The 12,076-nt window shown below is 29.2% G+C and carries 10 protein-coding genes; 1 reads left to right on the plus strand and 9 read right to left on the minus strand.

The annotated features are described in order from the left end of the window. The first annotated feature begins 67 nt into the window (after nt 1-67). Nucleotides 68-637: a 5-formyltetrahydrofolate cyclo-ligase gene (locus EK368_RS08355; protein WP_129598392.1), complete on the plus strand. Its 570-nt coding sequence runs from the start codon at nt 68-70 to the stop codon at nt 635-637. Between the two features lie 233 nt (nt 638-870). Here the strand turns inward: EK368_RS08355 and EK368_RS08360 are convergent, their stop codons facing one another. The 9 genes from EK368_RS08360 to EK368_RS08400 form a co-directional block, all read right to left on the minus strand. Continuing rightward, the gene (locus tag EK368_RS08360) at nt 871-3,267 is read right to left on the minus strand and encodes a Lon protease family protein (RefSeq protein ID WP_129598394.1); all 2,397 of its coding nucleotides are present in this window, start codon (nt 3,265-3,267) and stop codon (nt 871-873) included. Between the two features lie 131 nt (nt 3,268-3,398). Beyond that, a complete protein-coding gene (locus tag EK368_RS08365; protein WP_165000381.1) occupies nt 3,399-3,860 on the minus strand; it encodes a protease complex subunit PrcB family protein in 462 nt (153 codons plus the stop codon). A 166-nt stretch (nt 3,861-4,026) separates the two neighbouring features. Further along, nucleotides 4,027-4,965, minus strand: a complete 939-nt coding sequence (locus EK368_RS08370; RefSeq protein ID WP_129598398.1) for a transketolase family protein — start codon at nt 4,963-4,965, stop codon at nt 4,027-4,029. After that, complete coding sequence (locus EK368_RS08375; protein ID WP_129598400.1) at nt 4,965-5,810, minus strand: transketolase; 846 nt, start codon at nt 5,808-5,810, stop codon at nt 4,965-4,967. The genes EK368_RS08370 and EK368_RS08375 overlap by 1 nt, the downstream gene beginning before the upstream one ends. A 99-nt stretch (nt 5,811-5,909) precedes the next feature. Beyond that, nucleotides 5,910-6,635: a WecB/TagA/CpsF family glycosyltransferase gene (locus EK368_RS08380; RefSeq protein ID WP_243109388.1), complete on the minus strand. Its 726-nt coding sequence runs from the start codon at nt 6,633-6,635 to the stop codon at nt 5,910-5,912. Then, on the minus strand, nt 6,625-7,734 hold the full coding sequence (csaB, locus tag EK368_RS08385) for a polysaccharide pyruvyl transferase CsaB (protein WP_129598403.1): 1,110 nt from the start codon (nt 7,732-7,734) through the stop codon (nt 6,625-6,627). Before csaB ends, EK368_RS08380 begins: the two co-directional genes overlap by 11 nt. After that, nucleotides 7,727-9,886 carry a DUF5693 family protein gene (locus EK368_RS08390; RefSeq protein WP_129598405.1) on the minus strand — a complete coding sequence of 720 codons (2,160 nt, stop codon included), beginning with the start codon at nt 9,884-9,886 and terminating at the stop codon, nt 7,727-7,729. The genes csaB and EK368_RS08390 overlap by 8 nt, the downstream gene beginning before the upstream one ends. 15 nt (nt 9,887-9,901) lie before the next feature. Then, a complete protein-coding gene (gene murJ, locus EK368_RS08395) occupies nt 9,902-11,476 on the minus strand; it encodes a murein biosynthesis integral membrane protein MurJ (protein WP_129598407.1) in 1,575 nt (524 codons plus the stop codon). Between the two features lie 38 nt (nt 11,477-11,514). Then, the gene (locus EK368_RS08400) at nt 11,515-12,009 is read right to left on the minus strand and encodes a hypothetical protein (RefSeq protein WP_129598409.1); all 495 of its coding nucleotides are present in this window, start codon (nt 12,007-12,009) and stop codon (nt 11,515-11,517) included. Between the last annotated feature and the right edge of the window lie 67 nt (nt 12,010-12,076).

Genomic DNA, 12,076 nt, shown 5'->3' on the forward strand with positions numbered 1-12,076 from the left:
GTAATAGAAATGTATTAGCTGCATAGTCATTAGTGACTATGACATTATTATACTAGGAGATGATTTTATGAAAGAGAATATTCGTAAAAATATTCTTCAAAAAAGAAAAAATCTTTCTGTAGAAGAAGTAAACAAAAAAAGCAAAGAAATCTTTGAACACTTAAAAAGTTTTTCCAGTTATAATAATGCTCACAATGTTATGGTTTATATGGATTTTAGAAATGAAGTAAAAACAGATAAAATCATAGAAGACCTTTTATCTCAAAATAAAAAAGTTGTTCTTCCTATTAGCATAAAAGAAACAAGACAACTCCTTTTATCAGAGCTAAGAGACCCTAAAAAAGAGCTTTCTGTAAGTAGTTATGGAATTTTAGAGCCTAAAGAGAATTTCATTAGAGAAGTAAATCCTAAAACAATTGATTTAGTATTAGTTCCTGGGGTTGCCTTTGATCGTTCAGGATTTAGAATTGGATATGGAGCAGGATATTATGATCGATTTTTTCAAAATATCCATCATCCTATCATATCTATTGCACTAGCCTTTGATCTTCAAATAATTGATAAAGTTCCTACTCATTCTTTAGATTATCCTGTAGATTATATCATTACAGAAAAAGAAATCATTACTTGTAAGTAAAACATCTATAATAATAGCAAAGCCATAAAAAAACGTCACTAGATTTTCAAATTTGGAAAATATATAGAATCACTCGAAAATAGCATTACAAACTCGCTATGCTCAAACAGTGTAATGCTAATCATTTTCTCACTTATTCTATATTTTCACAAATTTTCAATAATTGTTCCTTATTTTTTATGCCTTTGCTAAAATATCCTATGTTAACAAACAAAGACAAATAGGATATAAACCTATTTGTCTTTGTTTGTTTTCTCCTTTTTTGAAAATTCCTCAAGCCTTTTGCTTACAAGATCAAATACACTGCCATCTGTATAAGTTCCATCTTCTTTATTTGTCCCTGCTTCTTTTCCTGTCAAAACTTCTATCCCCTCTTCTATAGTAGAGATAGCATAAATATGAAACATATTATTTTCTACCGCTTGAATCACATCATCAGAAAGCATTAAATTGACTACATTTTGATGTGGAATCATAACTCCTTGTTTTCCTGTTAGCCCTTTTAATTTGCATACCTTAAAAAATCCTTCTATCTTTTCATTGACTCCTCCTATAGGCTGAATTTCTCCTCTTTGATTGACAGATCCTGTAACTGCTATATATTGTTTAATAGGCACTTTAGATAAACTAGATAATAATGCATATAACTCTGTACTAGAAGCACTATCTCCATCTACACCAGAATACAATTGTTCAAACACAATACTAGCAGATAGTGATAATGGTTTTTTCTGAGCAAATTTATCTCCTAAATATCCATTTAAAATAAGTACTCCCTTATCATGAATGCTTCCACTTTTTTTGACTTCTCTTTCTATATTAATAAGTCCGTCCTCGCCTTTATAAGTAGATACTGTAATTTTGCTTGGCTTTCCAAAAGAATATTCTCCCGTTCCAGTAACAGCTAAGCCATTGATTTGGCCTACTTTTTCTCCTGCTACATCTAAAAGATATACTCCTTGATCAAACATTTCTAATACTTTTTCTTCATATTTATTATTTCTATAATTTTTTTGTTCAATAGCCTTTTGTATATGTTCAAGCTTTACAATTTCTGATCCTGCTATTTCTGCAAATCGATCTGCTTCATATAATATTTCTACCACTTGATTAAATCTAGAACTCAATTTATTTTGATGATCTGAAAGACGACAGCTATATTCAATCACGCGTCCTACTGCTCTTTTATCAAAATGTTTTAACTCTTCTTTTTCACAATGTGTTGCAATAAATCTTGCCATTTTATGTACATTTTCTTCATTTCTATCCATTTCTATATCGAAATCTGCCATAATTTTAAAAAGCTTTTTAAAGTCTTCATCATACTGATAAAGAAGATAATAAGTATAGGCATCTCCTATAATAATCACTTTTACATCTAGTGGAATAGGCTCAGGCTTTAGAGTAGATGTGACTACATATCCTACTTGTTTGTCTAAACCTTCTATTACAATTTGATTTGTTTTTAAAGCTCTTTTTAAAGCATTCCATGCAAAAGGATTAGACAAAAGATCTTTTCCTTGTAAAATCAAATATCCTCCATTTGCTTGATGTAGTGCGCCTGATTTTATTTGAGTAAAATCTGTTTTTAAAGCACCTAATTCATTTTTATATTCAATCCTTCCTACTAAATTATAATAATTTGGATTGGTTTCATTTACAATAGGAGCACCTTTCATTTGACTATTATCAATAAATAGATTTACTTGATAACGATCAAAAAAAGCTTCTGTTGATCTTGCATCTAAAATAGCGAATGGATTATTGATTTCTTTTTTATTTCCCTTAAATTTTTGTATATGTTCTATAATATCTTCTTTTAATTCCTTTAAATACTTTTTTACACACAAATTTTCTTTAAATTTTTCTTCTATAGGCTGAATATGAAAATTTAGTAAATCTAGAGACATTTTTATATCTAATTTTTTTAAATCACTTCTATAGTCTTCTTCTAAGCTCCTTAATCTATTAAATATTTCAACAGTCTCTATACTTAATTCATTTGTATGTTCTCTTATATTTTCTATTTCTTCTGAAGTAAGGTTTTGATATTCTTCTTGACTCATAGGACGTCCTTCTTTGAGTGGTACACTTAAGAGTCCTTTGTCTGTCTGTTCAAATGTAAAATTATATTTCTTCGCTAATTCATTTAAATTTCCTATCACCTCTTGTGTATAGTTTTCGAATTCTTGAATCAATACAGTTTTTTGATTTTCGTATTCTTTTGTAGTAAAAACTTTAGGAACTTCTTTTTTTAAAACTTCTACCATTTCTTCTATATTTTTTTTAAACAAATTACCCATTCCACTTTTTAAAGAAAGTGATATAGGACTATCTTGATTTTTAAAATTATGTACATAAAACCAATCATCTGGTGTCTTTTTTGTTTCTGCTTTTTTTTGTGCAATAGCCACTACATAACTATTTCTTCCTGTTCCACTTTCTCCTGATACAAAAATGTTGTATCCTTTTTTCTTCATATCTAAACCAAAATCTAGTGCTTGTGCAGCCCTGCTTTGTCCAATAATTCCATATAGAGGATATAAATCCTTAGTCGTTTCAAATTCAAAGCAATCTACATCACATTTATTTTTTAACTTGTCCACTAAAACTTCATATTTTTTAAACATTGAATCTCCTCCCTCATTAGTTTATAGATATATATACCCTCTTATGTATCCATTTTAAAACTTTAATAAAAAATTTTTTAAATTTTTATTATATTATTAAAATACCTGTATCATAAGATACAGGTATTTTATCAATCTTCATATTTTACCTTTAACTCAATTTTATCTGGAAGATCCTTTAAATTTGTCTTTGCTACTGTATGAGGATATGTACTCACTTGTGTCACTACATCCCCTGGACTTGGATCTTTAAAAGTAGTATATACAACCATAGTTTCTTCTGTATCTTCTTTTATTTGCTCAACCTTATCTATATCAACTCTATATCCCCCAGTGGCTTTTTCTCCTCTTGTTACAATGATAAAAATTTCGTCATTGACTTTGCAAGCCAAGGCTCTTTCTAAACTTTTGTACCTTGGTAATATTTCTTGAATTTTTTGTGGAATTTGTTCTTGATTTAACACGTCAAATGACACCTGTTCATCATCTCCTATAAAATATTTGATACCTAATAAAATTCCTATAATGAGCATAATAACAATTGCAATCATACAAATCTTTTTATAATTGAGTTCCTTTAATTTTTCTTTCACGATCTTTCCCCCTTTTTCCTTCATATATACTTCATCTTATTCTAATGGGGGTACAAATATTCTAATAATTCATCTTTATTGTACACTATTTTGGAACGACACAGAGGTCGTTTCCTACAATATATGTAAAATTTAAAAATAAAGCTAAGAGCATATGCTCTTAGCTTTATTTTTGGTTTAATACTTCTTTTACAGCTTTTACAATATTTTCACCAGTTAATCCGTATTTTTTCATCAAATCATTTGGTTTTCCTGATTCCCCAAAGGTATCCATTGTCCCTACTCTCTTCATAGATACAGGATGATTTTCTACTAAGACTTCTGCTACTGCTGAACCTAAACCACCTATGATATTATGTTCTTCTGCTGTTACAATAGCACCTGTTTCTTTCGCAGCCTTAATAATTAAATCTTTATCTATAGGCTTAATCGTATGTATATCAATAACTCTTGAATCTATTCCTTCACTTTTTAATATTTTACTTGCTTCTAAAGCAAGTGAAACCATAATTCCAGTAGCAATAATACTTACATCTTTACCTTCTTTTACTTGTATTCCTTTTCCTATTTCAAACTTCATATCTTCATCATAAATGGTTGGAACTGCTGCTCTTCCAAATCTAGCATAAACAGGTCCATTAAAATCTGCCATTGCAAATACTGCTTTTTTTGCAGATACAGCATCCGCAGGATTAATGACTGTCATGTTTGGAATAGCTCTCATACATGCTAAATCTTCTAATGCTTGATGACTTGCTCCATCTTCTCCTACTGTAATTCCTGCATGTGTTGCACATACCTTTACATTTAGTTTAGGATAACAAATAGAGTTTCTTATGATTTCAAAAGCTCTTCCTGTTGCAAACATAGCAAAAGTACTTGCAAAAGGAATTTTGCCACTTGTTGCAAACCCTGCTGCTGTTCCCATTAAGTTTTGCTCTGCAATTCCCATATTAAAAAATCTTTCTGGAAATTCTTTTTGAAATACTGCTGTTTTTGTTGATTTAGAAAGGTCTGCATCTAATACAACCACATTTTCATTTACTTGTCCAAGCTCTTTTAAAGCATCTCCATAAGCTTCTCTTGTAGCTATTTTTTGACTCATTAATTTGCACCTCCTAATTCGTCTAGTGCTTGTTGCGCTTCTTCATCCTTTGGTGCATTTCCATGCCACCCTGCTTGATTTTCCATAAAGGAAACTCCTTTTCCTTTAATTGTTTTTGCAATAATAATAGTAGGTTTTTCTTTTGTGTTTTCAGCTTCATCTAAAGCTTTTATAATTTCTTCAAAATTATGTCCATTAATGGCTACTACATGCCATCCAAAGCTTGCCCATTTTTCTTCGATTGGATGAATATTCATAACATCTTCATTTTTTCCATCAATTTGAAGACCATTAAAATCTAGAATTGCTGTTAAATTATCAAGCTTATAGTGACTTGCTGCCATTGCAGCCTCCCAAACGATTCCTTCTTGTACTTCTCCATCTCCAAGTAATGTATATATTCTATTATTTTTTTTATCCATCTTTGAAGCTAGAGCCATTCCTATAGTAGAAGAAAATCCTTGTCCTAATGACCCTGTAGACATTTCTATTCCTGGTGTACCCTTCATATCTGGATGACCTTGAAGCATAGCCCCCATATGTCTAAGCTTTAGAAGCTCTTCTTTTGAAAAAAATCCTTTTTCTGCTAAAGTTGCATATAATACTGGAGCTGCATGTCCTTTTGATAAAACAAATCGATCTCTTTCTTCCCATTTTGGATTTTTAGGATCTACCTTCATTTTATAAAAGTATAATACAGTTAGTATATCTGCTGCTGATAATGATCCACCTGGATGTCCTGAACCTGCTGCATGGACAGACTTGATAATATTTTTTCTAATTTCTGTAGAAATACTTTTAAGTTGATTATAATCTACTTTTTCCAATCCAGATTCCTCCTTAATTTTATTTGAAAATTTATATGCTGAGATTTTCTATATAAATCTCACCTACAAATTTCCTCATTTTTCATACATTATTATAACATACTAATTATTATTTAATCATTTTTTATCTATAATTGCTTTGATTATAAACTTTGGTAATACAAGCATTCTTTTGTATCTCCATGGTTCTTTCATCAAACGATAAAACCATTCAAGCCCTAAATTTTGATAGACTTTTGGAGCTCTTTTAGCTGTTCCTGCCCAAATGTCTACACTTCCACCTACACCCATAGTTACCTTTACATTTAGATGATTCTTATATTTTTTCATCCATTTTTCTTGTTTAGGTGCTCCTAAAGCTACAAATAATATATCTGGTTTTAATTTGTTGACTCTTTCTATGATTTTATCTTCTTCTTCTTTCTTAAAATACCCATCTTGAAATCCTTTTATCTCTATATTAACAAATTTATTTTTAATATTCTCACAAGCACCTTTCGCAACTCCTGGTTTTCCTCCAAGAATATAGATGCTTTTTTTAGCTTCATGACAATATTTTAATATTTCTTTCATCAAATCAACACCTGTAACTCGCTCTTTTAAATTTTTGCCTTGAATTTTGGATGCATAAATCAGTCCTATTCCATCTGGTATGACTAAATCTGCTTCATTAATAATTCTTAATAATTCATCATCTTTTGTAGCTTCCATAACAATTTCTGTATTAGGAGTAATAATCATACTACATTTTTGTCCATTTATTAATTCTATGGCACGATGTAGTGCATCCTCTAAATTTACCTCGTCTATGAGTGATCCCATAATATCCACTTTATTTTTCAAAGGAATTTCCTCCTTTTAATAATTCTTTAACTACTTTTTCATTCTTTTTAAGCTTGTCTTGAAGCTTTTGTACTCTTTTTTGTAATATATTTTGTACTTGTCCATAGTTGTTTTGTATGTAGTTAATTTCTTCATACAAATCTTTATAATTTAAGTTTTCTATACTACACAAAGCTTTTAAATCCAAAGATTCCATAAAGCTATCAATTTTAGGATCATAAGAAATTGCTACTAAAGGAACATTCATAATAGCTGAAAAAATTAAAGAATGCAATCTTACCCCTATTAACAAGCTTAGGTTCCCAACAATTCCTAGCATTTCATCTATATTATATCTATTTTGAATAAAAAAAGCTTTTTGCTCCATTTTATTTTCTATTTTATCCATTATTTTTACATCTTCACCAAAATGGAAGGGAATAAATACTACATCTACTTTAAAATCTTTGATTATTTGATCTGCTATCATAGAAATATTAGATACAAATTCTTCATTGTCATCTCTTCCTCGAATAGCAAAACCTATTAATGGTCTTTGATAACTTATACCTTCTTTTTTTAGAATTTCTTTTCCTAATGATCGATTTCCTTGATGTAAACTAATCACAGGATCTGTAGTTACGTAAGTTTTCTGAATAGAAACTCCTACTTCATCTAATACTTTTTTAGATTTTTCATCCCTTATCGTAATACAATCTACACGATTTAAAACCCATCTAACCATACATTTATTAAACCATTTGTTAATAGGGCCCATTCCTTGACTATAGATTAAAACTTTTTTTCTTAAAAGTAATGCAATCAAAATGATAGCTAAATAATAGCTAATACTTCTTCCACTTGTCACATCTTGAAGTAAACTTCCTCCTCCACTAATAAACAAATCACATTTTTTGATTGCTCTACAAATTTCATATATATTTTTCCGATCTACAGATTGTATTTGATGTTTTTTAGAAGTAGCTTCTGGATTTGCTGATAATACAGTTATCTCAACATCTTTTATATATTCTTTTAAATTTCCTACAATAGCAGTTAATATAGATTCATCTCCTATATTATTGAATCCATAATATCCTGAAATAACAATCCTATCCATCCAGTTTTTCTCCTCTCATCATACTCAAGAACTTTATTCCTTCATACAATACAAAAACACCAATACTTCCAATAATTACTCCCAATAAAATAGAATATCCAGTTCTTGCAATAGAAAGAGCCATAGGAGTTCTTAAATGACAAAAAGTATTTACAATTGAAGTTTGTCCAATTACCGCTGCCAATCCAAAAGTAAAAACAAACCACTTCCATCCACGATAAGCCATAAAAACACCAATCATAATGGCTGGGAAAGCAAATAAAAACTCTTTATTTCTTGGTCTAGCATATAATTTCTCCTCTAAAACATTTCTAAAAATCATCTCTAAATCTGATGGTGTAATAGAAGTTTCATGTCCTGTTCTTGCAATATATACGTATCCTATAGCTGCCACAATGACTCCTAGTATGACATAAATTACTTTTACATTCTCAAATATTAATTCTTTCATATCTTTCCACTTAATGGTTGTATTTGGATTAAGCTTTTTATTTTTATATCCAAAATATCCAATATAGATCATCATATAAATTACAATTGGAATCAATTGACTAATCTTTACTCCTCTAAAAATACTCATTTCTAGTAAATATTCAACATCTGAAAGATATGATCCAATCATCAAAGATCCTATAGCCGAAATCAAACAGCATAAAGCCAAATCTTTGATACCATTTCCTATGATTTTAATTATATTCTTTTTATTTTGATCTTTATAGTAAATTCTTAGTCTTGCACAAAGATATAACATAGATAAAGATGGAAAAACGACTGCTCCTCCTAAAGGTAGTATTTTGTCTGCTAAGGATGGCATAACTATAATCATACCACTAACCCCTAATATTCCTATTCCTAATAAAATATATTTTATTTTATCTTTCATAGAAATAAGGTAACTAAGAAGTAATACTCCTCCCGCTACAATTCCCCATCCAATAGGAAGTTTGTGACGAACTCTTACTTTATGAATTTTTATAACACTAGCATCTCCTATATGCATTTTATGTTTTGCAATCCTATTTTTAAATCCATCAAACATTTTTACATACTCATTATCATCTGTTACATAAATTTTGTCATCATATTTAAAAGGTTTAAAATAAATAACTCTTATATTTCTTTCTGTAACTGCTCTATATAAGGCATTTTCTATTTCCTCTGATCCTTCATAATTATAATACTTAAATCTTTCTTGAATATAAGTTGGTAAACTAAATACTCTTACACTATTATAGTTTAAATTTCTTGTTAAATCATAAAGTCCATCTTGTTTGGCATGTTCTCTTTGTACCTCTGATTCAATAAGACCTACTTTTATATTATTTTTTTTCATATACTCTTCTAGGCCTTTTACATTTTCTTTATATCCTAAAACTTCTGATCCTGCAAAAATCATATAATTAGGAATAATATCATATTTTTTATATTCATCTAAAGTTGCATTTAAATATTTTTCTCCACTAAAACTTTCATAATTATAGGGTCTTGGAATAATTTTTAGACCACTTTTTTTGATCTTATTAATTTTTTCTGGATCAAATCCCAAAGATAATCTTCTAATCTTAGAAGAATATAATGTAGCTGTCTTTGTAAAAGTTTTTCCTTTATAATCTTGTTCTCCTATTTGCTCTGTGTATAAAGCATCTTCTATATCTCCATCTATCCAAAATAGATACTCATCATCAGCTGTAAATATTTTAAACTTCTTAAAATCATAACGACTTTCAAGACCTCTTTTTATAAAGTCATAAAGTTCTTTTGAATTTGTAGTAGCCAAAACATCATATTCATCTATTTTATTATTATTATTATTTAAATAAGTTACAAATTCTTTTGGATATTTTTTTTGCCAATCCATATCCTTTATAATATTTCCTATCATTTCAACCTTTATAGGTTTATTTTCCTTCATCATAGACTCAAGACTTTCTTCCATTAGTCCAACAGAACTTACCCCTTGTTCTTTAAGTTTTACAAACCACCAACTTAGATCTTTATTTGATTGCTTCGCCATTTGCTCAAATTCTTTATAATCCAGAACTACATCTACTACATTATTCTTTGATTCTGCATTGATTCTTCCCATTGCTGTGATGGAAGAAGCCAATATTGAAAAAATCAAAATAAATAATAAAATATAATTTTTCTTCATATACTCACATCCTTTTTATGCTTTATTTCCTTTGATTTTCATAACCATTGGTTTTATAAAATGACCATATATAGTCATTGCTTGTTCTATTTTAAACTTCATAGTAACACAAGCATATACTACTGTACCTACTATAGTTGGTATCATAATTGTTATGATTTTTTGTATCAATCCTTTTTCTATAAAATACAAATCTAATGCTTTAAAGCTTAAGGTAACCATGATTCCCATTATACAACAACTTAGCAAAATCTTTAAAAAAGTACTTGCTAATTTTTTTGTATCAAAATAGCCCATTTCTTTTCTAAATGCCCAAATCAGTCCCATACTTCCTATGATAGATGACATAGATGTGGCAATAGCAAGTCCTACAATATCAAATTTTTTGCCCCATACTATATTAAAAATCATATTAAGTAAAATAATAAAAATAGCATATAAGAATGGTATCTTTTTATTATTTTTTGCATAAAATGCTTTATTGACTACATCAAGTATACCAAAGCTTAGCATACCTAAAGCATAAGAAGCAAAAACTAGCCCTGTAATGATAGTATGTCCATGGGTAAACTCTCCTCTTTCAAATACAAGTCCAATAATAGGATCTCTTAATATAAAGGCTCCTGCTGTCATAGGTAATAGCACAAACATCATCACCTCTATGATAGATTCTATAAAGCATGAATATTGTTTTTTCTTTAGTGAAACTGCTTTTTCTGCAAACTTAGGAAACATGACTGTATTGATTCCTAGTACTGTAGTAGTCGTAACAGCTTGATATAATATATTTGCATAATGAAGAAAAGAAATTTTTCCATGTCCAAAAAAAGATGCTTGTTTTTCATCTAATAAAATATTAATTTGACTCACAGATGCTACCATAATAATCAACAAAATCATTGAAAAAAATTCTTTCATATGTTCATCTTTCCAGTTAATTTTAAAAGTATATCTGTATCCTTCTTTATAAAGCGTAGGCATCATAACTACAAATTGTAAAATCCATCCTATCGTTGTTACTACAGCCAGTCCTTTTACTCCATATTTCTCAGAAAAAAAACATAAAAAAAGAATCATAATTACATTAGCAGGAAGACTAATAATAGATGTTATTTTAAACTTTTCCATACTTTGTAATAAGGATACAAATACATAAGTAATACAAATAAATATAATAATAGGAAACATGATTTGTGTTAATTGTACTGTTAACTCAAACTTATGTGGTTCAAATCCACTAGCAAGCACTTTTATAATTTGTTTTGAAAATAACTCTCCTAAAAGAGTAAAAACAAATGCAATCATAATTAAAATATTCAACAAATTATTTGTAAATGAAAAAGCTTCCTTTTTTGTATTTCTTTTTAAGAGTCTTACGATAATAGGAATAGCAGCTATAACAATAGCACTTCCCACACTTACAAAAACAATCGAGGTGCTATTTAAAGCCATAATATATGCATCTGACTCCATATTTGCTCCTAATTTAGCACCTAACAAAGCATCTCTAAAAAAGCCTAAAAACTTTGCAAAAAAAGTCAGCCCCATTACTGCAAAAATTGTCTTGATTGTTTTACTATAATTACTCATCCTGACCTCCACGATTGAAAAAAAGCGCACAAGCGCTTTCAACGAATCTCATAAGTTCCCTTTACTAATATAAATGTTTTATCCCATAATATCTCTATGCCACGTCCATCATTTCTTGGAAATAAAAGTAAGTGATGAAGTGAAATAGATTCTCCATCTTTTATGTCTTTTCCAATGGTTAAATCTGCAATCCCTCCAGATGAAGTTGTAATGGCTTTAGCTTGTCCAGATCTTAAAACCATCTCAGTGCTTTCTCCAGCTATAACCTTTTGACCCTTTTGTACTTCTATAACTTCAAAAGTAGAAGATCCACTCACTATGCCTGTATTTGTATCATTTTTCATACTAAGTATTTGCCCAATTTTCTCATCTATATAAGCTTTTAATTGTTGATTTCTAGTTTCTACATAGCTTTTAGTCACTACTGGATCTTCTTGTGAACCAGGTTCTCCTATAGCCATTGCTACATAAGAAAACAATCCTACTGCCATAAATGTAGTAAGCGCTAAAGAAATTAATTTCTTATTTTTCATATTTTCATCTCCTAGTATAATAATGTCATAGTCACTAATGACTATGCAGCTAATACATTTCTATTAC

The organism is Anaerophilus nitritigenes (genome assembly GCF_004138215.1).
GTDB classification, from domain to species: Bacteria; Bacillota; Clostridia; order Peptostreptococcales; family Thermotaleaceae; genus Anaerophilus; species Anaerophilus nitritogenes.